The following is a 24,928-nucleotide window of genomic DNA, read 5'->3' as shown; positions in this document are numbered from 1 at the left end:
CTTCGAACATGGCCCAGGTCATCCTTTCCGCCGCCGGCAAGGCCGCCGTCGGCCTGGTCGCCGGCGCGGCGATCAACGCCCTGACCCCCGCCCGCCAGGTCGGGCCGCGCATCCCGGAGCTGCGGCTGTCGGGCGCCGCCGAGGGCGCGCCGATGGCGGCGGTGTTTGGCCGGGCCCGCGTGGCCGGCCAGGTGATCTGGGCGGCGCGGTTCAAGGAACGCTGGGTCGAGGGCCGCACGGGCGGAAGCAAGGGCCCGCGCACCACCAGCGCCGCCTACAGCCTGTCGTTCGCCGTGGCCGTCTGCGAAGGCCCGATCGACGGGATCGGGCGGGTCTGGGCCGACGGCAAGCTGATGGACATGGCCGGGGTGGTCCTGCGCGTCCACACGGGCGGCGAGGACCAGGCGCCCGACCCGCTGATCGCGGCGGTGGAGGGCGAGGCGCCGGCCTATCGCGGCACGGCCTATGTGGTGTTCGAGGACCTGCCGTTGGGCGCCTACGGCAATCGCCCGCCGCAGCTTTCCTTTGAAGTCTTCCACCGGCCGCGCGCCAGCGGCGCGCCAGCGGGTCTGGAGGAAAGACTGAAGGGCGTGTGCCTGATCCCCGGCGCGGGCGAGTTCGTCTACGCCACGGACGCGGTCCTGCGCCGCGACGGCCTGACCCGGACGACGGCCGAGACCGTCAACAACGGCGAGGGCCGGCCCGACCTGGTTGTGTCGCTGGACCAGCTGCAGGCCCAGCTGCCGAACGTCGAGGAGGTGACGCTGGTGGTCGCCTGGTTCGGCGACGACCTGCGCTGCGGGTCGTGCACGATCCGGCCCAAGGTCGAGACGACGGCCAAGGCGACGATCCCCTTCGACTGGCGCGTGAACGGCGTCGACCGCGCTGCGGCGGCGGTCGTCTCAAGCAGCGGGGGCGGCCCGGCCTATGGCGGCACCCCGGCCGACCGGGCGGTGCTGCAGGCCATCGCCGAGCTGAAACGGCGCGGGCTGAGGGTGACGCTGTATCCGTTCGTGCTGATGGACGTGCCGGCCGGCAACACGCTGCCCGATCCGTACGGCGGGGCCGCTCAGGGCGCCTATCCGTGGCGCGGGCGGATCACCTGCCACCCTGCCGCCGGGCGTCCGGGCTCACCGGACAAGACCGCCGCCGCGAGCGCGCAGGTCGGGGCGTTCTTCGGCGCGGCCACGGCGGCGCAGTTCGGGGCGGCCGACGGCCTGCCGACCTACGGCGGTCCGGCCGGCGACTGGGGCCTGCGGCGCATGTTGCTGCACTACGCCAAGCTGGCCCAGCTGGCGGGCGGGGTGGACGGCTTCATCCTGGGCTCGGAGCTGCGCGGCCTGACCACGGTGCGCGACGGGGCCTCGTCCTATCCGGCGGTGACGGCCCTGAAGAGCCTGGCCGGCCAGGTGCGGAGCCTGCTGGGACCAGGGACGAAGCTGGGCTACGCCGCCGACTGGAGCGAGTATTTCGGGCACCAGCCGCCCGACGGGTCCGGCGACGTCCACTTCCACCTCGACCCGCTGTGGAGCGACGCCAACATCGATTTCGTCGGGATCGACTTCTATCCGCCGATGGCCGACTGGCGCGACGGCGACACGCACCTGGATGCCGGGGAGGGCGGGCCGCACGACCTCGACTACCTGCGCGCCAACCTCGCGGGCGGCGAAGGCTTCGACTGGTTCTACGCCTCGGACGCCGCGCGGGCGGCCCAGGTCCGCACCCCGATCACCGACGGCGCCTATGCCGAGCCCTGGGTGTTCCGGCCCAAGGACCTGGCCAACTGGTGGGGCCGCCAGCACTTCAACCGTCCGGGGGGCGTTCGCTCGGCGACGCCGACGGCCTGGGTCCCGAAGTCCAAGCCGCTGCGGCTGGTCGAGTTCGGCTGCGGCGCGGTCGACAAGGGCGCCAACGCCCCGAACCTGTTCGTCGACGCCAAGAGCGCCGAGAGCGCCCTGCCGCCGTTCTCGGACGGGAGCCGCGACGAGGTCGGCCAGCGGCGGGCGCTGGAGGCGGTGCTGGCCCAGCTGGCCGACCCGGCCGCCAATCCGGTCTCGCCGGTCTATGGCGGGCCGATGATCGCCGACGCGGCCGCCTGGTGCTGGGACGCCCGGCCGTTCCCCGATTTCCCGGCCCGGAGCGCCGTCTGGGCCGACGGTCCCAACTGGACCCTGGGCCACTGGCTGAACGGCCGCTCGGGGATCGCTCCGCTGCCGGAGTTGATCGCGGCCCTGGCCGACCGGGCCGGCGTGGAGGTCGATCCCGGCGAGGCCGGCGGGTCGATCGTCGGCTATGTGGTGGACCGGCCGATGCGGCTGCGCGACGCCCTGGCGCCACTGCTGGAGGCCTTCGCCCTGGACCCGGTCGAGCGCGGCGACGAGGTCGTGCTGGCGGCGCGCTCGGGCGTGGCGGCCCTGGCCCTCGGCGACGACGACCTGGCCTGGCCCGAGGACCGCGAGGCGCCGGTGGTCGAGACCCGCGCCATGACCGCCCCGGTCCAGGCCCTGCGCCTGCGCTTCATCGACGCCGCCCGCGACTACCAGACCGGTTCGGTGGTGGTGCGCCGCGACGACGGGCCAGAGTCGGGGGAGGGGAGCGCCGACCTCGACGCCCCGCTGGTGCTGGCCGCCGCCGACGCCCGGGCCGTGGCCGAGCGCCTGCTGGCCGCCGCCGACCCGCGCGAGGTCACCGCCCATCTGTCGCCTCTGGCCGCCCTGCGCCTGGAGCCCGGCGACCGCCTCGATCTGGACGGCGCGACCTGGCGGGTGACCCGCGTCGACCTCGACGAGCATCCCCGCGCCCGGCTGGCCCCGGTGGTCGATCCCGTCCGCGTAGGCGGCGACCTCGACTGGTCGCCCGCCGCGCCGCGCGCGGTGGCCGGGCCGCCGGTGCTGCACGTGCTGGACCTGCCCTCTTTTCAAAGCTTGGGGGGCCAGGCCGACGAGCGGCCGCTGGTCGCCGTGGCCGCCTCGCCCTGGCGGTCGTTCGACGTCCACGCCGGCGTCGGGGTCGAGGCCCTGGGCGTCCGCGCCACCGCCGCCGTCCCCGCGACGGTGGGCGTCACCCTGTCGGACCTGCCGGCCGGCCCGTTGCACCGCTTCGACCGCGCCACGCGCCTGACCGTGCGGCTGGAGGGCGCGGCCCCGATCAGCCGCGACCGCTCGGCCGTGCTGGCCGGCGCCAACGCCCTGGCCGTGCGCGGGGCGGGCGGGGAATGGGAGGTGCTGCAGTTCCTGACCGCCGAGCCCGTGGCCGACGACGTCTGGACCCTGTCGGGCCTGCTGCGCGGCCAGGCCGGCAGCGATCCGGCCATGGCGACCCTGACCCCGGCGGGAGCGGCCGTGGTGGTGCTGGACGAGGCCCTGGTCCGCGCCGACCTTGTCGCCGCCGAGCGCGGCCTGCCCCTGACCTGGCGCGCCGCCCCGGCCGGCGGTCCAGCCTCGGGGCCGGCGATGAGCCAGACGCTCGAGACCTGGCGCGGCCTGTCGGCCCGCCCCTGGTCGCCGGCCCGCCTGAAGGTCCGGCCCCAGGGCGGTGACGCCGTCGTCACCTGGATCCGCCGCGCCCGCCTGGCCGGCGACGGCTGGGACGCCGAGGTCCCGCTGGGCGAGGAGCGCGAGGTCTATCGCGTCGAGGTGATGGACGGCGAGACCGTGGTCCGCACCGCCGAAACCGTCACGCCGGCCTTCACCTACACCGCCGCCCAGCGCGCCGCCGATTTCCCCTCTGGACCGACCGGGGCCCTGGCTGTCAGGGTCGCCCAGGGCTCGGCCCTGTTCGGCTGGGGCGCCGTGTCGCGAACCTTGCTGTGATATTAATGCAACATAATGCTTGCACGCCGCGCCGAACGGCCTAATTGAGGCGTTCAGCCTTATCGAACCGAAGTGAGGAGCCTCCTTGGCGCGCGACCCCTATCTGGAGCTTGGCGTTTCCCGCACCGCGAGCGCGGCGGAAATCCGCAAGGCGTTCCACAAGCTCGCCAAGCAGCATCACCCCGACGCCAACAAGGGCGACAAGAAGTCGGAGGAGAAGTTCAAGCAGGTCAGCGCCGCCTTCGACATCCTGGGCGACGCCGACAAGCGCAAGAAGTTCGACGCCGGCGAGATCGACGCCGACGGCCGGGAGACCATGCGTGGCGGCTTCGGCGGCGGCGGCGGCAACCCGTTCGGGGCCGGCTTCGGCGGCCGCGCGCGCGGCGGCATGGGCGGCGAGGGGCCGGAGATCGACCTCAACGACCTGTTCGGCGACATCCTGGGCCGCAACCGCGGCGGGTTCGGCGGCGGCGAGCGCGGCGGCTTCTCGCCCAAGGGCGCCGACGTGCGCGCCCGGCTCGACATCGACCTGGAAGAGGCGATCAAGGGCGGCAAGAAGCGCGTGGCCTTCTCGGACGGCCGCACGATCGACGTCACCATCCCGGCCGGCGCCCAGGAAGGCCAGACCCTGCGCCTGAAGGGGCAGGGCAGCCCGGGCCGGGGCGGGCAGGGCGACGCCCTGATCGAGCTGGCGATCAAGCCGCACCCCATCTACCGCCCCGAGAACGGCGCCCTGGTCATGGACCTGCCGATCACCGTCCCCGACGCGGTGCTGGGCGGCAAGGTCGAGGCCCCCACGCCCGACGGCCCGGTGACCCTGACCGTCCCCAAGGGCTCCAACAGCGGCGCCAAGCTGCGGCTGAAGGGCCGAGGCCTGTCCGACGCCAAGGGCCACCGCGGCGACCTGTTCGCGCGGCTGGTGGTGACGTTGCCCGACGCGCCGGACGCCGAGCTGGAGAAGTTCGCGGAGACCTGGCGCGAGAAGCGGCCTTACGCGCCGAAGCGGCGGTAATCTCACTCTCTTCTCCGCTCATCCCGGCCTTCTCCGCTCATCCCGGCGAATGCCGGGACCCAGATGGAATGGCTCTGAGGCTGACGCCAAGCGCGCCGAGTCTATCCAGTCATCCACACCGCTTTGGGATCTGGGTCCCGGCATTCGCCGGGATGAGCGGATTTAGGAGGGGTCCGCCTCGCTGTGGTCCGCCAGGCTCTGGTACGGCCGCTTTCCCAGACTGTTTGAGCAAAAGGTCCGTCAAGGCCTACGGGCGGAGCTTCGGTCAACCCACCCCTTTCGGCAGCGCCGCCTTCTTGATCAGATAGGCCCCTTGCCCGATGCCGAAGCTGCCCAGCAGGGCGGTGTCGACGTCGGGGAGGGTGGTGGTCCTGGCGATGTCGATCAGGGTCAGGAACTCCCAGCTGGCGCAGGCGAAGATCACGGTGGCGGCGCTGCTGATCAGGATCATCTGGAAGTCGCCCAGGTCGGCGTCGCCGTAGTCGTTCAGCACCAGGTCGGTGAACTTCGGCTTGGCCGCGACGGCGGGCGGGGCCGGGGCGGCGGGAGCCGAGGGCGCGACGGCCGGGGCCGAAGCGCCGGCGCTCTTCTGCACGGCCACCACCTTGGCGGCGCCGAACGACAGGCCCGACAGGCCGGTCATGGCCAGGACGTTGGTGGTCATCGAGATGCCGCCGATGAAGTCCCAGCCCAGGAACCAGGCGCGCAGGATCAGGTCCGCGCCGTAGACCACGGCGACCACGCCGAACCACAGCACCAACTGGACCTGGGAATTGCTCATCCGGTTGTCGTCGCCGACCAGGAACTTCCACGGCCGGCCGGCCGTGGCCAGGGCGGCGAGGGCGGCGATGACCGTGAAGGCCGCGCCCAGGGCGATCAGCCGCTGCAGCACCGGCGCGGGCCGGGCCAGGCGGGTGATCTGCACCACGTGTTGCGGGTTCAGCGGGTCGTCGACCGTCAGCCAGATGCGGTCGCCCGGCCGCGCGCCCTGGTCCAGGGTCAGCTTGTCGGCCATGCGGTCCACGGTCAGGGTCACGGACTGGGCCGCGCCGGTGGGCAGGAAGGTGATCTGGTCGGAGTTTGCGCCCAGCCTCGAGCCCGGCAGCCCGACGGACTGGATCACGCCGTCGTCGGTGGCGGGCGTGGCGCTGGGCGGCGGCGCGTCGGCCCGGGCCGACGAGGCCGTCCCGCCAGCAGCGATCAGGCCCAGCGCCAGGACAAGGGCCAAGGCCCAGCCCCGTGGATTTCCGAACGATCGCATGCCTGGCCCCCCCACGGACGATGATGCAGGGATGCGATCCGCCGCCCTGCACGCGAGGATTGCACGCTAGAACCGTGTTATTTGACTGGCAAGGCCGTCGGCCGGCGCAGGGCGAGCCCGCGACGAACGCGCCCGATGCTCCGACCACGACCTTTCCTGGCCAAGGGACGGGCCGCCGGCCGCGCGCCGGCTTTTCCTGCGCCGAATCCGTGACAGAACGTCGCTACCCGTCCATAACGGCCGTGTTCAGCCTCTATTCAGCCGCTGCGCTCTAAACCTGAGCCCATGAAGCCTATTCACTTCCTCTTCGCCGCTGTCCTGGCCGCCTCGACCCTCCCGGGCGTGGCGTCGGCCCAGCGCGGCCCGGACTCGCTGGGGGCCGACTGGCGCGCCCGGCAGGACCAGGCGCGGGGCGGCGTGCAATCGGGCCAACTGGTGCCCCTGGGCCGGGTGATCGAGCAGATCGGCCGGCGCAYGCCCGGCCGCGTGCTTGACGCCGGTCTGGAAGGCCCCAACTACCGGGTCCGCTGGGCCACCACCGACGGCCGCCGCATCGACTTCATCGTCGACGCGCGCACCGGTCAGATCCTCAGCGCCAACTAAGCCGTCAACCGCGTCACGAGACAGAGGCTTTTCATGCGTATCCTGCTTGTCGAAGACGATCCGGACCTGTCGCGCCAGCTGAAGCTGGCCCTGGGCGACGCCGGCTACGCCGTCGACCACGCCGCCRACGGCGAGGAGGCCCAGTTCCTGGGCGAGACCGAACCCTACGACGCCGTCGTCCTGGACCTGGGCCTGCCCAAGGTGGACGGGGTGTCGGTGCTGGAGCGCTGGCGGCGGGGCAACGTCGCCACGCCGGTGCTGATCCTGACCGCCCGCGGCTCGTGGAACGAGAAGGTCGCCGGCTTCGACGCCGGGGCCGACGACTACCTGACCAAGCCTTTCCACACCGAGGAGCTGCTGGCCCGCCTGCGCGCCCTGCTGCGCCGCTCTTCGGGGCATGCGTCGCCGACCCTGTCGTGCGGCGGCCTGCGCCTGGACCCGCGCGCCGCCCGGGCCAGCGTCAACGGCGAGCCCCTGCGCCTGACCTCGCTGGAATACCGCCTGCTGCACTACATGATGATGCACCAGGGCCGGGTGATCGGCCGCACGGAGCTGGTCGAGCACCTGTACGACCAGGACTTCGACCGCGACTCCAACACCATCGAGGTGTTCATCGGCCGTCTGCGCAAGAAGCTGGGCAGCGACCGCATCGAGACCGTGCGCGGCCTGGGCTATCGCCTGACGCCGCTGGAAGGCGAGACCACCGAATAATGCCTTTCCGCCGGGCCAGCTGACCATGTGGGACCTCAGCAAGCGCTCGCTGGTCCGTCGGCTGGTGCTGCTGGCCGGGATCTGGAACCTGGTGGTGCTGCTGGTGGCGGGCGTGTTCCTGACCGCCCAGTTCCGCGACGCGGCGATCCGGCGGTTCGACCAGTCGCTGGCCGTGCTGACCGACGACCTCTACGCCGGCTCCACGGTCGAGGACGGGGTGCTGAAGGCCCCGGTGCTGACCGACATCCGCGCCACCCGGGCCTATTCGGGCCGCTACTGGACGATCTTCGATCAGCCGGCCGGCGGCGGCGGACTGAACGTCATCGAGCGCTCGCGCTCGCTGTTCGACAGCGACCTGATGATCCCGGTCGAGCAGTCGGAACGGCTGATGTCCGAGTCCGGCAAGACGCTCTATTTCGACCTCAAGGGCCCGCAGAACCGGCCGCTGCGCGCGGCGGCCCTGCTGGCGCGCCTGCCGGGCTATCCGCGGCCGGTGGTGTTCATCGCCGCCGAGGACCGCTCGCCGATCGACGCGGACGCCGACCGCTTCGGCCGCATCACCACCGTGGCCCTGGTCATCCTGGGCGCCGGCCTGATCGCCGCCGTCGTGGTGCAGGTGCGGGTGGGCCTGCTGCCGCTGTTTCGCCTGCGGCGTGAGGTGGCCTCGGTGCGGCGCGGCAAGGCCGAGAAGCTGGAGGGCGCCTATCCGGAGGAGCTGGAGCCCCTGGCCGTCGAGCTGAACGCCCTGCTCAGCCATAACCAGGAGGTGGTCGAACGCCAGCGCACCCACGTCGGCAACCTGGCCCACGCCCTGAAGACCCCGCTGTCGGTGATGCTGACCGAGGCCAGCCAGCAGCCGGGAGGGCTGGCCGAGGTCGTCGAGCGCCAGGCCCAGACCATGCGCGAGCAGGTCGACCACCACCTGCGCCGGGCCCGCGCCGCCGCCCGCTCCCAGACCTCGGGCGAACGCACGCCGGTCGAGCCGATCCTGGACGAGCTGGCCGTCACCCTGGAGCGGATCTTCCAGGACAAGTCGGAAGGGCGGGGCATCGAGATCGACTGGCGCTGCCCCGAGGACCTGTGCTTCCAGGGCGAGCGCCAGGACTTCATGGAGCTGGCCGGCAACGTGATGGAGAACGCCGGCAAGTGGTGCAGGGGCAAGGTCCGCGCCGAGGCCGTGGCCAGCTCGCCCGAGCAGATGAGCCTGACCGTCGACGACGACGGCCCCGGCCTGCCGCCCGACCGCTGKAGCGACGCCCTCAAGCGCGGCCAGCGCATGGACGAGCACACGCCGGGTTCGGGCCTGGGCCTGTCGATCGTCGACGAACTGGCCCGCGCCTACGGCGGCTCGGTGACCCTGGGAGCCTCGCCGCTGGGCGGTCTGAGGGTGACCCTGGTGCTGCCGCGCTCGGAGGGGTGAGGCGTTCGGGCGTCTCGACTGCAACCTGACATTTCGTCGGTTTTCGACCGACACCGGTTACTTGCGGCAGCGACGTTTCGACGCCGTTCTTCGCGTCGCGAAAACTTATGGTTTCGGAAAGTCTTAACCTCGTTGGCGACATGGTTGACGCGGCCTGGTTCGGGCTCGTCCGGTGGGGGATTATGGCAGGCATAGCCGCCAACAAGTTGCTGATGGTTCGGAAGCTGGTGGAAACCGCGCCCGACGCCGCCCTGCGCAGTCTGGAGCTCGCCCTGGCCGGTCCGGCCGGCGGGCAGGGCGCGTTGGCGGCCGTGCGCGGCCTGGTCGAGGACGAGACCGCCGCCCGCTATGTCCGCAACAGCGTGCTGGCCCCGATCGTCCCGCTGTGCGCCAAGCGCGACACCGAGCAGACCTCTTTCCCGCCCCGCACCCTGGCCCTGCTGTGGTCCGCCCTGAAGGAGGTCGCGCCCAAGCAGGTCGAGGAGGCCGCGGCGCGCTGCAATCCGTGGGACCTGGACGAGGGCCCGCCCGAAGTCTTCAACGACCTGTGCAAGCTGGCCGCCAAGGGGCTGCGCGCCCAGGCCGAGCGCGGCTTCCAGGCCTTGGACCCGATCTGCGACATCGACGAGCTGGCCTCGTGCCTGGAGCTGTCGCACATCGTGCGCTCCGCCCTGCCCAGGCTGCAGGAATGGGTCAGCAAGATGAGCGAGGAGCGCGCCTCCGCCGCCCGCCTGGCCTACAAGGACGCCTGCGACATCCGCGCCGACGCCGGGCCGCTGCTGTTCGAGATCCTGGCCGCCCACCTGCCCGACGACTTTCGGATCCTGCGGGTCATCTCGGCGGTCATGGACCGACCGGGCGACAAGTTCTGGGCCTCGTCGGAGGTCAGCGTGTTCGGCGAGCGGGTGCTGGCCGACATCGCGCGCAACATCGAGTTCATCGAGGGCTTCGACGCCGCCAAGGGCGAGGCCGAGGGCCGCAAGGCCGCCCTGGCCGCCCAGAAGACCGCGGCCGAGATCGCCGAGTTCGAACGCTCGGTGAACCTGGCCAAGGACGGCCCCTGGGGCCGGCGGATCGCCAAGCAGAAGACGGCCGTCGCCGAGGCGGTCGAGACGCGGATGGGCGGCGCCGAGCGCGAGCTGCTGGCGGCCCTGCCGCTGCGGCCGATCTCGTTCCTGAGCGGCAAGAACGGCAAGGGCGTGCCCCAGCTGACCGCCGAGCCCGACGAGGTCCTGGGCCGCCGCCTGACCGCGGTGCTGGTGTTCATCGCCGAGATCCGCGGCTGCGCCCAGCAGAGCGGCTACGGCTCCAGCCGCACCAAGGTGCTGGAGAAGCTGAACAGCCGCCTGGACCAGTACATCGAGGACATCCTGCACATCGTCCGCACCGGCGACGGCGGCGACCAGGGCCTGGCCCGCCAGTACCTGGACCTGGCCGCCGGCTACATCGCCTACAGCCGCGACGAGAAGACCGCCGAGATCGTCCGCCGCCGCGCGGCCGCGGCGATGGCGGCGGCGGCTTAGGCTAGAACACCCAATTCCAACGCCCCCTCGGTCCGCTCATCCCGGCGAATACCGGGACCCAGATGGGATGGCGGTGTGGCGGGCTCCATGAGTGCTGAGCTTCTCCAGTCATCCTTACGGCCATAGGATCTGGGTCCCGGCATTCGCCGGGATGAGCGGAGCTGGGAGAGGGACTCCCCTTACGGAATTTTTTCGCTAACGGCGCCGCCGTTTTCCCGAAGGGCTTATCGCCTAGCGCGATAAGCCCGTCTTATCTTAAGTAGCGCGATAACCGCCGAAACCGGCTTCCACTTTCGGCTATCGCGCTCTAACACGCGCTCATGATCGCTTTCTGGATCGCCGCGGCGGGATTGTCGGCCGTCGTCGCCGCCCTGATGCTGCGCGGAGCCGCGCGGGCGTCCATGGGCGTGGGCGACGACGCCAGCCTGGCCGTGCACCGCCGCCAACTGTCCGAGATCGACGACCTGGCCGAGCGCGGCCTGCTGGCCGACGCCGAGCTGAAGGGCGCGCGGGCCGAGGCGGGCCGCCGGCTGATCGCCGCCGCCGACCGCCAGGCGCCGTGGCCGTCGGCCAATCCCAAGCTGCGGCCGCTGATCCTGGCCCTGGCCGGCGCCGCGCCGCTGGTGGCGCTGGGCGTTTACGGCGTGATCGGCGGGATGGGCGTGCCCGACCAGCCCTACATCAAGCGGGTGGCGCAGTGGCGCAACAGCGACCCCGCCACGCTGGAGCCGCAGAAGATCGCCGCGGTGCTGGAGCAGATCGCCCTCCAGCGTCCCAAGGACCCCGAGCCGCTGCGGAACCTGGCCCTGGCCCGGATGGCCGCCGGCGACGCCACGGGCGCGGCCCAGGCCCTGCGCCGCGCCGTGGTCCTGGCCCCCGACCGCGCCGACCTTTGGGCCGGCCTGGGCGAGACCTTCGTGGCCGAAAGCCAGGGCGAGATCGGGGCCGACGCCCGCAAGGCCTTCGCCGAGGCCCTGAAGCGCGACCCCAAGAACACCAGCGCCCGCTACCACCTGGGGCTGGCCCGGATCAGCGACGGCGACGTCCAGGGCGGCCTGGCCGACTGGAAGGCCCTGCTCAACGACCTGCCGCCGGACGATCCGCGCCGCATGGGCTTCGGCCACCAGATCGCCCAGGTCCAGGCCGACGGCGGCCTGCGCCCCTCCGCCGCCCCGACCGGCCAACCGGCCGAGAGCGCGCGTGACGAAGACGTCCAGGGCATGATCCAGGGCATGGTCGCGGGGCTGGCCGCGCGGCTGCAGGCCAACCCCGATGATCCCGACGGCTGGGTCAAGCTGGTGCGCGCCTACGCGGTGCTGGGCGACACCGCTCGCCGCGACGCCGCCCTGGCCTCGGCCCAGGCGCGCTACAAGGGCCAGCCCAAGGTGCTGGCCGCCCTGAACCAGGCCGCCCAGACTCCCTCCCAAGGGGCCCCGTCCCAGAAGACGTCCCAGAATACTGGCCAGCCATGAGCTTCCTGCCCAAATCCCGCAAGGCGCGTCGCCGCCTGACCGTCCTGGCCGTGGCCGCCCCCGTCGTGGCCCTGGCCGTGGGCCTGGCCCTGTGGGGCATGCGCGACGCCATCTCGCTGTTCTACACCCCGGCCCAGGCCGCCGCCGCCCACGTGCCGGCCGGCCGCAAGGTGCAGCTGGGCGGGCTGGTCAAGGCCGGCAGCGTGGTCAAGCACCCCGACGGCCTGGTCGAGTTCGTGGTCGCCGACCAGCGCTCCACCGCCCTGGTCCGCTTCAAGGGCGACCTGCCCGACCTGTTCCGCGAGGGGCAGGGGATCGTCGCCTCGGGCGCCTTCGACGAGTCCGGGACCTTCGTCGCCAAGCAGGTGCTGGCCAAGCACGACGAGCGCTACATGCCGCGCGAGGTCTCCAAGGCCCTGAAGGAACAGGGAGAATGGCGCGGCGACGGCGCCAAGCCGGCGTATCAGGACTACAAGCCCGGGAAACCCACCACGTGACGTCGGCCCTTCTCCTTCCTTCTCCCCTTGCGGGAGAAGGTGTCGCGCAGCGACGGATGAGGGGTCTCTCAGACCTGTCCGTGCGACCCCTCATCCGACCTGCTTCGCAGGCCACCTTCTMCCGCAAGGGGAGAAGGGGAGCTTTCGCATGATCACCGAATTCGGCGCCTACGCCCTCGTCCTGGCCCTGGTCCTGTCGGCGCTGCAGCTGATCCTGTCGGCGGTGGGCGGGGCGCGGCGGTCGTCGCTGCTGGCGGGCGCGGGACGCGGGGCGGCGCTGGGCGCCTTCCTCTGCACGGCCCTGACCTTCCTGGCCCTGATCCACGCCTTCGTGCTGTCGGACTTCTCGGTCGCCAACGTCGCGGCCAACTCGCACACCGCCAAGCCGCTGCTCTACAAGGTGGCCGGCGCCTGGGGCAGTCACGAGGGCTCGATGCTGCTGTGGTGCCTGGTGCTGACCGGCTACGGCGCGGCCGTGGCCAGCTTCGGCGAGGCGTTGCCGCCGCGCCTGCGGGCCTATGCGGTGGCCACCCAGGGCGCGCTGGGCGTGCTGTTCCTGGCCTACACCGTCTTCKCCTCCAACCCGATGGCGCGGCTCTACGACGTGCCGGTCGAGGGCGCGTCGCTGAACCCGCTGCTGCAGGACCCGGCCTTGGCGTTCCATCCGCCGTTCCTCTACTGCGGCTATGTCGGCTTCTCGGTGGTGTTCTCGTTCGCCATGGCCGCCCTGATCGAGGGCCGGGTCGACGCGGCCTGGGCCCGCTGGGTGCGGCCCTGGACCCTGGCGGCCTGGAGCTTCCTGACCGTCGGCATCACCCTGGGCGCCTTCTGGGCCTATTACGAGCTGGGCTGGGGCGGCTGGTGGTTCTGGGACCCGGTCGAGAACGCCAGCTTCATGCCCTGGCTGATCGGCTCGGCCCTGCTGCACTCGGCCGTGGTGCTGGAGAAGCGCGGCGCCCTGCCGGGCTGGACCGTGTTCCTGGGCCTGGCGGCCTTCACCTTCTCGATGCTGGGCGCCTTCCTGGTGCGCTCGGGCGTGCTGACCAGCGTCCACGCCTTCGCCGTCGACCCGACGCGCGGGATTCTGCTGCTGACCATCATGGGGATCGCGGCCGGGGCCGGCTTCGCGATGTTCGCCCTGCGCGCGCCCAGCCTGAACAGCGGCGGCCTGTTCGCCCCGGTCAGCCGCGAGAGCGCCATCGTCCTGAACAACATCATCCTGTCGACGGCCACCGCCGTGGTGCTGGTCGGCACCCTGTTCCCGCTGATCCGCGAGGCGACCGACGGCGAGGCCGTGTCGGTGGGCGCGCCGTTCTTCAACATGACCTTCGTGCCGCTGATGGTGCTGGCCATGGCCGTGCTGCCGGCCGGTCCGCTGCTGGCCTGGAAGCGCGGCGACGCCCGGCTGGTGGTGCGTCGCCTGTGGCTGGCCCTGGCCGTCGCCGCCATCCTGGGCCTGGTGGCCTTCGCCGTGGTCTCGCCCCGCAGCGCCCTGGCCAGCGCCGGCCTGGTGGTCGGCTTCTGGCTGATCGGCGGGGCGGTGCTGGAGCTGGCCGAGCGGGTCAAGGCCTTCCGCGCCCCGTGGGCCGAGGTGCGCCGCCGGGCCACGGGCCTGCCCCGCGGCGCCTGGGGCACGACCCTGGCCCACGCCGGCCTCGGGATCTTCGTGCTGGGCGCGTCGTTCGAGACCACCTGGCGGGTCGAGGCGGCCCAGGCCCTGAGCGTCGGCGGCCAGCTGAAGCTGGGCGCCTATGAACTGACCCTGACCGATGTCGGCACGGCCGAGGGCGGCAACTACATCGCCGAGCGCGGGATCGTGAAGATCACCAAGGCCGGAGCGCTGGTCTGCGAGGCCAAGCCCGAGCGCCGGTTCTATCCGACCGGCAAGCAGACCACCTCGGAAGTGGCGATCTGCCCCAAGGGGCTGGACGACCTCTACGTGGTGCTGGGCGAGCGCCGCGCGGGCGAGGGCGGCCAGCCGGCCTGGCTGGTGCGGGCCTTCGTCAATCCGTGGGTGCGGCTGATCTTCCTGGGCCCGCTGATCATGGCCATCGGCGGCGTGGTCTCGCTGTCGGACCGCCGCCTGCGGTTTGGGGTGGCGCGCAAGGTGGAGAAGGCGGCGTGAAGCGGCTGCTGATCGCCCTGGCCGCCGTCGCCTGCATGGCCGGCGCCGCGGCCGATCCGGCCGAACGCCTGCCCGATCCCGTCCAGGAGGCCCGGGCCCGCGAGATTTTCCGCGAGGTGCGCTGCCTGGTCTGCCAGAACGAGTCCATCGACGACTCCCAGGCCGACCTGGCCGGCGACCTGCGCCAAGTGGTCCGTGACCAAGTGAAGCAGGGACGCAGCGACAAGCAGATCCGCGCGTTCCTGGTGGAGCGTTACGGCGAGTTCGTGCTGCTCAAGCCGCCGTTCTCGCTCGGAAACGCGCTGCTCTGGGCCACGCCTGGGATTGCGTTGATTTTAGGCGGCGTGTTGATGGTGCTGCTCCTGCGTCGGCGGTCCGCTTCGGCGGCCGACGACGAAGACGCGCAGCGACTTTCCCAGGAGGAAGAAGCGCGTCTTCAGGTGTTGTTGAAGGACGAATGACACGATTGCGCCGCGAAGACGCCGCAAGACCATCTTGAGCGTGGACGCATGATCTCTTTCGAAGACCATTGCGCCTTTCGCCAGCGCAACTAGGTTCTCAAGCCAAGGACCCGGCGCCGCGCGCCGTGGGTGAGGAAAGACGTAAGATGGCTGCTAGGAAGTCTGGTTTCTTTGTCGGTGCGGTCGCCGGCGCGGGCGTGGCCTGCGCGGCTCTGGCCGGGGTCGGCATGCGCATGGCGCCCGCCGGGGCGGCCGAGCCGGCCCAGGTGGTCCGCACCTCGGGCGCCCCAATGGCTAGCGGGGCCCCGATGTTCGCCCCGCCGCCCGGCGCGCCGATGTCGTTCGCCGACATCTTCGAACAGGTCTCGCCCGCCGTGGTGCAGATCGACGTGACCTCCAAGGCCGCCGCGGCCCCGCGCCTGCGCATCCCGGGCCTGGAAGGCTTCGACATCGTGCCGCGCGGCCAGAAGCCGGGCGAGGACGGCGAGGAGGCCCCCGGTCCCAAGCAGCAGTCCTCGGGCTCGGGCTTCTTCATCTCGGCCGACGGCTACCTGGTGACCAACAACCACGTGGTCGCCGACGCCGACGACGACGGCATCAACGTGGTGCTGAAGGACGGCCGCGAGCTGAAGGCCACCATCGTCGGTCGCGACGAGGGCACCGACCTGGCCGTGCTGAAGGTGGTCGACCCCAAGGCCAAGGGCGCGGCGTTCCCGTATGTGAACTTCGAGAACCAGGCCAAGCCGCGGGTCGGCGACTGGGTGATCACCATCGGCAACCCGTTCGGCCTGGGCGGCACCGCCACGGCCGGGATCATCTCGGCCTATAACCGCGACCTGGGCGACAGCTCGTCGACCTTCGTCGACTACATCCAGATCGACGCGCCGATCAACCGGGGCAACTCGGGCGGTCCGTCGTTCGACATCTACGGCCGGGTGATCGGGGTCAACACCGCGATCTTCTCGCCGACCGGCGGCTCGGTGGGCATCGGCTTCGCCATCCCCGCCGACGTGGCCGAAGCCACCGCCAAGCAGCTGATCAGCGGCGGCAAGGTGGTGCGCGGCTATATCGGCGCGCAGATCCAGCCCTTCACCAAGGAAATGGCCGACGCCCAGGGCCTGGGCGACGTCAAGGGCGCGATCGTCGCCGACCTGGTGGCCGGCGGTCCGGCCCAGAAGGGCGGCCTGATGCCCGAGGACGTGATCACCGCCGTCAACGGCGTGGCGATCAAGAACGGTTCGGAACTGACCCGCGAAGTGGCCAAGGGCCGTCCCGGCGACACCCTGAAGCTGTCGATCCTGCGCGGCGGCAAGCCCCGCACCATCGACATCAAGTCGGGCGTGCGTCCGACCGAGAAGGAACTGGCGCTGAGCGACGACGACAGCGACGAGGGCGGCGCCGAGGCGCCGACCAAGCCGCAGGTCCAGAAGTCGGAAGCCCTGGGGATGAGCCTGGCGCCGATCGACGACGCGGCCCGCCGCACCTACAGCATCGATCCCACCGTCCGCGGCGTGCTGATCGACGGCGTGAAGGCCAATTCCGACGCCGGCGAGAAGGGCCTGCGCAAGGGCGACGTGCTGACCAGCGTCAATGGTGATCCGGTCACCTCGGCCTCGCAGGTCAACGCGGCGGTCGAGGCGGCCAAGAAGCTGCAGCGTCCCAGCGTCAACCTGCGGATCATCCGCGCCGGTCGTCCCACGATCGTGCCGCTGAAGATCGCGCCGTAAGGGGACGCGAGGCCTAACACGGGTACGCGGGGGCTTTCGCCCGCGCCCGGATCACGTCACCATTGCGGGGACGTGACGACGACACGACAGAGGGCGTCATCGATTCGCACGGTGACGCCCTTTCGTGCATCTGGGGACCTGCATGCGTATCCTGATTATCGAGGACGATCTCGAAGCCGCCGGCGCCATGAGCCACGGCCTGACCGAGGCGGGCTACGAGTGTGTCCACGCGCCCGACGGCGAGGCCGGCCTGGCCGAGGCGGGCAAGGGCAAGTTCGACGTGATGATCGTCGACCGCATGATGCCCAAGAAGAACGGCGTCGAGGTGGTCGAGACCCTGCGCCGTGAAGGCGACCAGACGCCGGTGCTGTTCCTCTCGGCCCTGGGCGAGATCAACGACCGCGTCACCGGCCTGCGGGCCGGGGCCGACGACTATCTGGTCAAGCCCTACGCCTTCGCCGAGCTGATCGCCCGGGTCGACGCCCTGTCGCGTCGCCGCGAGACGGGCGCGGTGGCCACCACCCTGAAGGTGGGCGAGCTCGAGATGAACCTGATCAACCGCACGGTCCATCGCCAGGGCAAGGAGATCGACCTCCAGCCCCGCGAGTTCCAGCTGCTGGAATTCATGATGCGCCACGCCGGCCAGTCGGTGACCCGCACCATGCTGCTGGAGAAGGTGTGGGAATACCACTTCGATCCCCAGACCAACGTCATCGACGTGCACATTTCCCGCCTTCGATCGAAGATCGACAAGGGGTTCGATCGGGCCATGCTGCAGACCGTGCGCGGGGCGGGCTACCGGCTCGATCCGTAGGCGGCGGGTCCCGGGCGTGATAGGCTGGAGCCATGAACAAGCTGACCCAGCCCGTTCCCGAGCGCGAGGATTTCAGCGCTGAACCGTCCGAGGCCGAACTCGAAGCCTGGTTCGAGCGCAATCGGGACGCGCTGAAGGAGTCGCTGGACGTCGCGCGCCGACAGCTCGCCGAGGGGCGATCGGATAAGCGCACGGTCGCCGAGATCATCGCCGAAGGAACGCGCCGGCACCTCGCCAAGCGATAAGGTCGGAATGGCGGGGGCGTTCAATCGATCAGAGTCGTCCGGTCAGGACCTCGACGACATCTTCGCACGGGTCGCGGAAGACAACKGGCTGGGCGTCGCGGTCGCACAGCTCGAACGCCTGGAAAAATCCCTGGACCGGCTCGCGGCGTTCCCTCAACTGGGTCGCGCGCAGCGCGACCTGGGTGAAAATACATTCACTTTGCCGGTTCGGCCGTGGGTGATCATCTACGACCTCGTGGAGGGAGACGTCGAAGTGTTGCGTATCGTCGATGGCCGCCGCGACCTGTCCGCTCTTCTAGACGAGCCCCGCTGAACCATGCGCCTGCCGCGCCTGATCCGATCCACGCCGTTCCGGCTGACCCTGCTGTTCCTGGCCCTGTTCGCGGCGGCCGCCAGCGCGTTCCTGGGCTACATCTACATCGCCACCGCCGGCGAGGTGAACCGTCGCGCCGACGCCGACATCACCCGCGAGATGGAGAGCCTTGAGGCCGCCTATCGGGTCGGCGGGGTCAACGCCCTGAACCAGACCATCGTCGAGCGCGCCACCGGCGAGCGGCCGTTCCTGTACCTGCTGCTCGACAAGGACGGAAAGCGCATCTCCGGCTCGATCGAGGAGTCGCCGATCGACGACTTCACGGGCCCCGGTCCCACGTGGGAGACGTTCAAGCTCACCGAGACCGACATCGACGGGGCCGAGGTCAAGCGCGCGGCGCGCGGGGTGCAGGAGAAGCTCTCGGGCGGCGAAGCCCTGTTCGTCGGGGCCGACGTCCAGGAGTCGGAAGGCTATGTGATGAAGATCGTCCGGGCCCTGCGCGGGGCCGGGGCGCTGGTCATCATCCTGGGCCTGGCCGGCGGGGTGCTGATCAGCCGCAACGTCTCGCGCAGCATGCAGGGCCTGGTCGACGTCGTGAACGCGGTGCGGGCCGGCGACCTGCATGCCCGGGCCCGGGTGCGCGGCACCCGCGACGAGTACGACGAGCTGGCCGAGGGCCTCAACGACATGCTCGACCGCATCGAGCGGCTGATGGGCGGGCTGCGCCACGCCGGCGACGCCATCGCCCACGACCTGCGCTCGCCCCTGACCCGCCTGCGCGCCCGCATGGAGGTGGCCCTGATCGACGCCGAGAACGGCAAGGGCGACCCGATGGCGGCGCTGGAGACGGCCCTGATCGACGCCGACGGCGTGCTCAAGACCTTCAACGCCGTGCTGGCCATCGCCCKCCTGCAGGCGGCCGGCGAGGCGCCGAACCAGGAGTCGTTCGACGCCAGCGAACTGGCCTCGGACATGGCCGAGCTCTACGAGGCCAGCTGCGAGGACAAGGGCCTGGACTTCAAGGCCGAGATCGTCCCGGCGCTGAGCATCCGGGGCAACCGCGAGTTCATCGCTCAGGCCCTGGCCAACATCCTGGACAACGCCATCAAGTACACGCCCGAGGGCGGGGCGGTGATGCTGCGGGCCCGGCGCACCTCGTCCGGCGAGCTGGAGTTCTCGGTCACCGACACCGGCCCCGGCGTGCCCGAGGCCGACCGCGTCCGGGTGATCCAGCGTTTCGTCCGCCTGGAGAACAGCCGCAGCGAGCCGGGCGCGGGCCTGGGCCTGTCGCTGGTCCAGGCGGTKGCCGCCTCGCACGGCGGACGGCTGGAGCTGGCCGAGGGACCGGGCGAATACGGCGGCTTCGGCCCGGGCCTGCGGGTGGCGCTTGTGCTGCCGCGGGTGGAGTAGGGGGGCAAGTGATCGCCGCCGGAGCGTCTACCGCCCGTACACCACGGTATAGCACCGCTCCTGCCCCAGCTTCGTCGCGCAGAACCCCGTCTCGTCGGAGCCTTCACGGATGACGACGTAGCGGTCGCGCTTGCAGGCCCACCACTCCTCCTCGAAGCCCTGACCGTCGCCGTCCTGCTTGAACACCGGCTCGTCGCCCTGGGCGTAGAAGCGGGTCATGCCGGTCAGGCCGCCGAAGCTGCCCCAGCCGTTGACCAGGCCGCAGACCCGGCCGTCGCGCCGCGCCCACACCTGGCCCAGCTCCAGGCTGTGCGGCTGGGCCAGCCGGGCGATCAGCCGCGGCTTGACGCTAGCCCAGCGCACGCGCGCCATCGACCTGGCCTGGATCAGCTGGGCGCCGTCCCGGGCCGGGGCCTTGGGCTCGACCTTCAGCTCGTACTGCACGGTGTACATGACCATCAGGCCGACGGCGAAGGCGACCAGCGCCATGACGCCCAGCTCGAAGACCCTCACCGCGGCGGCCTTGCGGCGGCTTCGCGGGCCTCGGTTCGCCGGCATCCTKAGAACGAAGGTCATGGCCGCCCTGCCTGCTTCCACGCGGGGCGTGGATTACGTCTGTAGTTTACAAAACTTACAGGCGTAATCCGAATCGTCAAGCCATGGACACCAGGCTGCGGCGAACCGCAGGTTCAGTGGTTGAGCTTGGGCAGGGTGATGCTGTCGACCGGCGTGTCGCCGACGAACCGGCCGGGCCAGGAGATCTCCTGGTTGGGCAGGGGGCCGCGCGGCGTGACGGTCCAGACGACCAGGGCGGTGACCACGGCCATCAGGGCAATCGCGGCCGCGCCGGCGGTCTGGCGGCGATAGCTGGGCTCGGGCTTGGCCAGCAGCCTGACCCGCAACAGCAGCGGATGGGCCGCGAAGAAGCAGGCCAGGGGCGAGCCGGTCCGGCGGGTGTGCGCCTCGACCAGGGCCTYGGCATAGGTGCGGCGCAGGTTGGGGCGCAGGCTCAGGACCGTGGCGTCGCAGGCCATCTCCTGGTCCAGTCGGGCGCACAGGGCGCCCAGATGGATCAGCGGGTTGCACCAGCCCAGCACCTGGATGCCGGCGATGGCCAGGTTGGCGATCGGGTCGCCGCGCTTGATGTGGGCGCGTTCATGCAGGTCGACGATCTTGCGCGCCTGCTCGTCGAAGCGGGTCGCGAAGTCGGCGGGCAGGACGACGCGGGGCCAGAAGACGCCCATGACCGCCGGGCCGGCGCGGCCGGTCTCGGCCCGGGCGCGGAAGGCGCGCTCCTGCAGCAGGATCACCGTGGCCAGGGCGACGCCGCCGGCCAGCCAAACGGCCAGCAGCAGCACGGCGCGCTCCTCGCCCATCAGCGAGGCGGGCGCGCCCGAGCCCAGGGTCTCGGACAGGCTGGGGAAGACCGTGGCGATCGCCGCCACCGGCACCAGGGCCCACAGGCGGTAGGCCAGGCCGGGGCCGAACACCGCCCGCGTCGGGCTCCGCAGCAACAGGACCAGCAGCACCGCGGCGGCGGCCGCCATCTGGGTGCGCAACAGGGTCAGGGCCAGCAGTTCAGCCATCATTTTCGAGGCCCTCGATCAGGGACTTCAGCTGCTTGATCTCGTCGTTCGACAGGGCGCGGTGCTGGGCGAAATGCGCCACCAGCGGCGTCAGCTGGCCGTCGAAAAGTCGGTTCAGGAGGCTCTGGCTCTCGGCCTGCACATAGTCGGCGCGCTGGATGATCGGGGCGTAGCGCGCCCGGCCGTCGATGCGGTCCGACCGGATCGCCTTGCGCTTCAGCAGGCGGTTGATCAGCGTCTTGACCGTCGCCTCGCCCCAGCCCTGGGGTTCGGCCACCTCCGCCATGATCTCATCCACCGTCAGGGGATTGCGCATCCACAGCGCGTCCATGATGCGGCTTTCGGCCTGGGTGATGTTCATGGCGTTCGGTCTCCGGACTCGAACGATTACGCCTGTAACATCGCCTGTCAAGCGGGCAGCCACGGTGACCGAAAGGTGGTCTGCGCAACGACGTGAGGTTCGGGCCAGCAATGACCCTTTACCCGCAAGGCCCAGCGCGAGAACCTTCGCGAATGAACGAGCCTCGTCGCGATCCGAGCCAGCACTGCTGCACTACGATGTGGGTGATGACCCGGACGCGTAGTGATCTGCTCGCCGACCCGGAATTGTCCGCTGAAATGGGCGAGGGGGTGGAGAGCTGGTCGGAAACGGCGATGGTCGAGTGGGCGGAGCACATCGGCATGTTCGTCATCGGTCATGTCACTATCGCCTTTTGCCCTTGGTGTGGCGCCACGTTGCCCGGCGGGCCGGTCGTCCCGGACAAGGCGGTGCACGTCACCATCGGACCCCGGGGGGAGGTTTACGCCACCCTCGGCGACGAACCCATCGACCCGGCCCTGATCACGAGGGTCAGCCCGGTCAATGACGACATGGCCTAGAGCTAGCTCTCGCCGCCCCGCCGCGCCACAGTGCCCGCCATGACTCGCCTGCTCGAACGCCTTACCCCCTGCGGCCCCGTCGTCGATCCCAAGGCCGCCGAACGGGCGCACGAGACGATCACGCGGCGCGTCGGCGAGGCCGTGCCCCTGGTCGAGGCCGCCTGGCCGGCCCTGGCGCCGGTGTTCGCCGCCTCGCCCTATCTGACCGGCCTGGCGCGCCGCGACGGCAAGCGGTTGCCGCTGATCCTGGAGGGCGACCCCGAGGCGCGGCTGGCCGAGATCCTGGCCCAGGCCGAGGCCGTGGCCGCCGAACCGGACTTCGAGGCCGCCCGCCGGGCGATGCGCGAGCTGAAGGCCGACCTGCACCTGCTGACCGCCCTGTGCGACCTGGGCGGGGTCTGGGACCTGGACGCGGTGACCGGCGCCCTGACCCGCTTCGCGGACGCGGTCCTGCACGCCAGCCTGGCCCAGGCCGTGCGGCTGGAGGTGGCGCGCGGGGCGCTGACCCACGTCGGCGAAGGCCCGGACGGCCCGGCCCCGGGCCTGTTCTGTATCGCCATGGGCAAGCACGGGGCGTTCGAGCTCAACTATTCCAGCGACATCGACTTCTCGATCTTCTACGCGCCGGAAGCCCTGCCCGTGGCCGAGGGCGTCGAGCCGCAGGGCGTGACGGTGCGCATCGCCAACCATCTGGGCCGGCTGCTGGCCGAGCGCACGGCCGACGGCTACGTGTTCCGCATCGACCTGCGCCTGCGCCCCGACCCCTCGTCGACCCCGCCGGCCATGCCGATCGATGCGGCCCTCGACTACTACGAGAGCGTCGGCCAGAACTGGGAGCGGGCGGCGCACATCAAGGCGCGGATCTGCGCCGGCGACTTCGCGCGCGGCGAGGCGTTCCTGGCCGAGCTGCAGCCGTTCATCTGGCGCAAGAACCTCGACTTCGYCGCCATCGCCGACATCCATTCGATCAAGCGCCAGATCCACGCCTACAAGGTGGACGACCGCCTGACGGCCAAGGGCGCCGATCTCAAGCTCGGTCGCGGCGGCATCCGCGAGATCGAGTTCTTCGTCCAGACCCAGCAGCTGATCCTGGGCGGGCGCCATCCCGACCTGCGCAGCCCGCGCACCCTGGAGGCCCTGGCGGCCCTGTCCGAGGCCGGCCACGTCACGCCGGAGGACCGCGACTATCTGATCAAGGCCTATCGCGACCTGCGCGCCCTGGAGCACCGGGCCCAGATGATCGCCGACGACCAGACCCACAAGCTCCCGGAGAGCGACGCCGACCGCAAGAAGGTGGCGGCCCTGTGGGGGCACGCGGCGCTGCGCAGTTTCGACGCGGTGGTCGGCCAGGTCCTGAAGGGCGTCAACCGCCGCTACGGCGCGCTGTTCAAGGGCGAGGAGGAGTTGTCGTCGCGGTTCGGCAGCCTGGTCTTCACCGGCGTCGAGGACGACCCGGAGACCCTGGCCACGCTCAAGCGCATGGGCTTCTCTCATCCCGAGCGCGTGGCCGCCACGATCCGCGGCTGGCACCACGGCCACATCGCCGCCACCCGCACCGAGCGCGGGCGCGAGCTGTTCACCCGCCTGGCCCCGCGCCTGCTGGACGCCGCCAACGCCACCGGCGCGCCGGACGACGCCTTCAACCGCTTCGGCGACTTCTTCGCGGGTCTCAGCAGCGGCGTGCAGATCCAGTCGCTGTTCCTGGCCCAGCCGCGCCTGTTCGAGCTGATCGTCGAGGTCATGGCCTTCGCCCCGCGCCTGGCCAGCACGCTGGCGCGGCGGCCCACGGCGTTGGACGCCCTGCTGGACCCGGCCTTCTTCGGGCCGATCGAGATGCCCAAGGACGCGCCGTGGGACCCGGCCGATTTCGAGGGGGCGATGGACGCGGCTCGGCGGCTGTTCCGAGACCAGAGCTTCCGCATCGGGGTGCGGGTGATCAGCGGCACGGCGGGAGCCCGCGACGCCGGGGCGGCCTTCGCCGACCTGGCCGACCTGATCGTCGGCGGCCTGGCCCCGGCCGCCCTGGCCGAGGTCGAGCGGCTGGGCGGCGAGTTCCCGGGGCAGGTGGCCGTCGTGGCCCTGGGCAAGGCCGGCTCGCGCGAGATGACCGCCAAGTCGGACCTGGACCTGATGACGCTGTACGCGTCCGACGATCCGGCGGCGATGTCGGCCATCAAGGGCTGGAGCGCCGACAGCTTCTACGCCCGCTTCACCCAGCGCCTGACCTCGGCCCTGTCGGCCCCGACCGGCGAGGGCACGCTGTACGAGGTGGACCTGAAGCTGCGACCCTCGGGCACCAAGGGGCCGGTGGCGGTCAGCTACGCGGCCTTCGAGGACTATTACGAGCGCGAGGCCGAGACCTGGGAGCTGCAGGCCCTGACCCGAGCGCGGGTGATCTGGGCCAGCTCGCCGGCGTTCAAGGCCCGGGCCGAGGCCGCGATCGCCGCGGCCCTGCGCCGGGCGCGCGATGCGAAGAAGACCGCCGTCGACGTGCTGGAGATGCGCCAGCTGATGGAGGACGAACGGCCCGGCAAGGGCGACTGGGACCTGAAGCTGACGCCCGGCGGCCTGGTCGACATCGAGTTCGCCGCCCAGTTCCTGCAGCTGGTCCACGCGGCGGACGGCGGCCCCTTGGCCCAGAACACCGGCGAGGCCCTGGCGGCCCTGGGCCGCGCCGGCCTGGGCGACAAGGCGGCGCTGACGGCGCTGGAGGGCGCCTGGCGGCTGGAGCAGGACCTGTCCCAGCTGCTGAAGGTGGCCCTGGAGGACGGGCATGATCCGGACACCGAGCCCAAGGCGTTCCGGACGCTGCTGGCGCGGGCCGGCGGGGTGCGGGAGTTCAAGTCGCTGAAGACCAAGCTGGCCAAGGCGAAGGCCGAGGCGCGGGGGGCGTTCGAGGCGGTGGTGAGGGGTTAGTGGCTCACCCACTTGCCCCCACCTGACCGCTTCGCGGTCTGTCCGCCCCCATAGGGGGCGGAGGACGCCCGCACGGCGCGACCCGTAGGGGGCAAGTGGTCACATTCTGCATACGCCCTGTAACCATTCCCCCTCCCAGCA

General features: G+C 71.3%; 21 protein-coding genes and 1 pseudogene. 18 read left to right on the top strand and 4 right to left on the bottom strand.

The window, feature by feature from the left end:
- Positions 1-8: 8 nt before the first annotated feature.
- Positions 9-3,812 (top strand): baseplate multidomain protein megatron, encoded by a 3,804-nt coding sequence (locus tag AC1U89_RS21050; RefSeq protein WP_479901587.1) that lies wholly within the window; start codon positions 9-11, stop codon positions 3,810-3,812.
- 85 nt (positions 3,813-3,897) lie between these two features.
- Positions 3,898-4,824: a DnaJ C-terminal domain-containing protein gene (locus AC1U89_RS21045; protein ID WP_479901586.1), complete on the top strand. Its 927-nt coding sequence runs from the start codon at positions 3,898-3,900 to the stop codon at positions 4,822-4,824.
- Positions 4,825-5,089: 265 nt separating this feature from the next.
- Here AC1U89_RS21045 and AC1U89_RS21040 read toward each other — a convergent pair whose 3' ends face one another.
- Positions 5,090-6,085 (bottom strand): hypothetical protein, encoded by a 996-nt coding sequence (locus tag AC1U89_RS21040; RefSeq protein ID WP_479901585.1) that lies wholly within the window; start codon positions 6,083-6,085, stop codon positions 5,090-5,092.
- A gap of 285 nt (positions 6,086-6,370) precedes the next feature.
- On the opposite strand from AC1U89_RS21040, the gene AC1U89_RS21035 reads away from it, so the two are divergent.
- The 14 genes and pseudogenes from AC1U89_RS21035 to AC1U89_RS20970 all read left to right on the top strand — a co-directional run bounded on the left by AC1U89_RS21035 (position 6,371) and on the right by AC1U89_RS20970 (position 19,406).
- Positions 6,371-6,688 carry a PepSY domain-containing protein gene (locus AC1U89_RS21035; RefSeq protein WP_479901584.1) on the top strand — a complete coding sequence of 106 codons (318 nt, stop codon included), beginning with the start codon at positions 6,371-6,373 and terminating at the stop codon, positions 6,686-6,688.
- Between the two features lie 33 nt (positions 6,689-6,721).
- Entirely contained in the window at positions 6,722-7,399 is a 678-nt protein-coding gene (locus AC1U89_RS21030; protein WP_479901583.1) for a response regulator transcription factor, read from the top strand.
- A 25-nt stretch (positions 7,400-7,424) separates the two neighbouring features.
- The gene (locus tag AC1U89_RS21025; RefSeq protein WP_479901582.1) at positions 7,425-8,819 is read left to right on the top strand and encodes an ATP-binding protein; all 1,395 of its coding nucleotides are present in this window, start codon (positions 7,425-7,427) and stop codon (positions 8,817-8,819) included.
- A gap of 182 nt (positions 8,820-9,001) precedes the next feature.
- Complete coding sequence (locus AC1U89_RS21020) at positions 9,002-10,342, top strand: hypothetical protein (protein ID WP_479901581.1); 1,341 nt, start codon at positions 9,002-9,004, stop codon at positions 10,340-10,342.
- A 320-nt stretch (positions 10,343-10,662) separates the two neighbouring features.
- The gene (gene ccmI, locus AC1U89_RS21015; protein ID WP_479901580.1) at positions 10,663-11,814 is read left to right on the top strand and encodes a c-type cytochrome biogenesis protein CcmI; all 1,152 of its coding nucleotides are present in this window, start codon (positions 10,663-10,665) and stop codon (positions 11,812-11,814) included.
- Positions 11,811-12,311: a cytochrome c maturation protein CcmE gene (ccmE, locus tag AC1U89_RS21010; protein WP_479901579.1), complete on the top strand. Its 501-nt coding sequence runs from the start codon at positions 11,811-11,813 to the stop codon at positions 12,309-12,311. The genes ccmI and ccmE overlap by 4 nt, the downstream gene beginning before the upstream one ends.
- Positions 12,312-12,338: 27 nt before the next feature.
- A pseudogene (locus AC1U89_RS21005) lies at positions 12,339-12,449 on the top strand (hypothetical protein); the annotation flags it as partial.
- A 10-nt stretch (positions 12,450-12,459) separates the two neighbouring features.
- Entirely contained in the window at positions 12,460-14,436 is a 1,977-nt protein-coding gene (locus AC1U89_RS21000) for a heme lyase CcmF/NrfE family subunit (RefSeq protein WP_479901578.1), read from the top strand.
- Complete coding sequence (locus AC1U89_RS20995) at positions 14,433-14,897, top strand: cytochrome c-type biogenesis protein (protein ID WP_479901577.1); 465 nt, start codon at positions 14,433-14,435, stop codon at positions 14,895-14,897. Before AC1U89_RS21000 ends, AC1U89_RS20995 begins: the two co-directional genes overlap by 4 nt.
- Before the next feature lie 146 nt (positions 14,898-15,043).
- Positions 15,044-16,624 (top strand): trypsin-like peptidase domain-containing protein, encoded by a 1,581-nt coding sequence (locus tag AC1U89_RS20990; RefSeq protein WP_479901576.1) that lies wholly within the window; start codon positions 15,044-15,046, stop codon positions 16,622-16,624.
- A gap of 142 nt (positions 16,625-16,766) precedes the next feature.
- A complete protein-coding gene (locus AC1U89_RS20985) occupies positions 16,767-17,438 on the top strand; it encodes a response regulator transcription factor (protein WP_479901575.1) in 672 nt (223 codons plus the stop codon).
- 32 nt (positions 17,439-17,470) lie between these two features.
- Entirely contained in the window at positions 17,471-17,683 is a 213-nt protein-coding gene (locus tag AC1U89_RS20980; RefSeq protein ID WP_337685985.1) for a hypothetical protein, read from the top strand.
- A 7-nt stretch (positions 17,684-17,690) separates the two neighbouring features.
- Positions 17,691-17,996, top strand: coding sequence for a type II toxin-antitoxin system RelE/ParE family toxin (locus tag AC1U89_RS20975; RefSeq protein ID WP_479901574.1), 306 nt, complete (start codon positions 17,691-17,693; stop codon positions 17,994-17,996).
- Between the two features lie 3 nt (positions 17,997-17,999).
- A complete protein-coding gene (locus tag AC1U89_RS20970) occupies positions 18,000-19,406 on the top strand; it encodes a sensor histidine kinase (RefSeq protein WP_479901573.1) in 1,407 nt (468 codons plus the stop codon).
- Positions 19,407-19,433: 27 nt separating this feature from the next.
- Here the strand turns inward: AC1U89_RS20970 and AC1U89_RS20965 are convergent, their stop codons facing one another.
- From AC1U89_RS20965 to AC1U89_RS20955, 3 genes are all read right to left on the bottom strand, one after another.
- Positions 19,434-19,982, bottom strand: coding sequence for a hypothetical protein (locus AC1U89_RS20965; protein ID WP_479901572.1), 549 nt, complete (start codon positions 19,980-19,982; stop codon positions 19,434-19,436).
- 113 nt (positions 19,983-20,095) lie between these two features.
- A complete protein-coding gene (locus tag AC1U89_RS20960; protein ID WP_479901571.1) occupies positions 20,096-20,995 on the bottom strand; it encodes a M56 family metallopeptidase in 900 nt (299 codons plus the stop codon).
- Positions 20,985-21,353, bottom strand: coding sequence for a BlaI/MecI/CopY family transcriptional regulator (locus tag AC1U89_RS20955; RefSeq protein ID WP_479901570.1), 369 nt, complete (start codon positions 21,351-21,353; stop codon positions 20,985-20,987). The genes AC1U89_RS20960 and AC1U89_RS20955 overlap by 11 nt, the downstream gene beginning before the upstream one ends.
- Before the next feature lie 206 nt (positions 21,354-21,559).
- Between AC1U89_RS20955 and AC1U89_RS20950 the strand changes: the two genes are divergently transcribed.
- Both AC1U89_RS20950 and AC1U89_RS20945 read left to right on the top strand, forming a co-directional pair.
- A complete protein-coding gene (locus AC1U89_RS20950) occupies positions 21,560-21,871 on the top strand; it encodes a hypothetical protein (RefSeq protein ID WP_479901569.1) in 312 nt (103 codons plus the stop codon).
- A gap of 39 nt (positions 21,872-21,910) precedes the next feature.
- On the top strand, positions 21,911-24,787 hold the full coding sequence (locus tag AC1U89_RS20945) for a bifunctional [glutamine synthetase] adenylyltransferase/[glutamine synthetase]-adenylyl-L-tyrosine phosphorylase (protein WP_479901568.1): 2,877 nt from the start codon (positions 21,911-21,913) through the stop codon (positions 24,785-24,787).
- Positions 24,788-24,928: the final 141 nt, after the last annotated feature.

This window comes from Caulobacter sp. 05T431, from assembly GCF_056665975.1.
Note: the sequence above shows the minus strand (reverse complement) of the source record. Positions and strands in the feature narration are given on the sequence as shown.

Excerpts from the sequence above, each read along its gene's own strand:
- AC1U89_RS21050 (WP_479901587.1), top strand. The coding sequence starts at position 9 with ATGGCCCAGGTCATCCTTTCCGCCGCCGGCAAGGCCGCCGTCGGCCTG.
- AC1U89_RS21040 (WP_479901585.1), bottom strand. The coding sequence starts at position 6,085 with ATGCGATCGTTCGGAAATCCACGGGGCTGGGCCTTGGCCCTTGTCCTG.
- AC1U89_RS21020 (WP_479901581.1), top strand. The coding sequence starts at position 9,002 with ATGGCAGGCATAGCCGCCAACAAGTTGCTGATGGTTCGGAAGCTGGTG.
- ccmI (WP_479901580.1), top strand. The coding sequence starts at position 10,663 with ATGATCGCTTTCTGGATCGCCGCGGCGGGATTGTCGGCCGTCGTCGCC.
- ccmE (WP_479901579.1), top strand. The coding sequence starts at position 11,811 with ATGAGCTTCCTGCCCAAATCCCGCAAGGCGCGTCGCCGCCTGACCGTC.
- AC1U89_RS20990 (WP_479901576.1), top strand. The coding sequence starts at position 15,044 with ATGGCTGCTAGGAAGTCTGGTTTCTTTGTCGGTGCGGTCGCCGGCGCG.
- AC1U89_RS20985 (WP_479901575.1), top strand. The coding sequence starts at position 16,767 with ATGCGTATCCTGATTATCGAGGACGATCTCGAAGCCGCCGGCGCCATG.
- AC1U89_RS20980 (WP_337685985.1), top strand. The coding sequence starts at position 17,471 with ATGAACAAGCTGACCCAGCCCGTTCCCGAGCGCGAGGATTTCAGCGCT.
- AC1U89_RS20955 (WP_479901570.1), bottom strand. The coding sequence starts at position 21,353 with ATGAACATCACCCAGGCCGAAAGCCGCATCATGGACGCGCTGTGGATG.
- AC1U89_RS20950 (WP_479901569.1), top strand. The coding sequence starts at position 21,560 with ATGACCCGGACGCGTAGTGATCTGCTCGCCGACCCGGAATTGTCCGCT.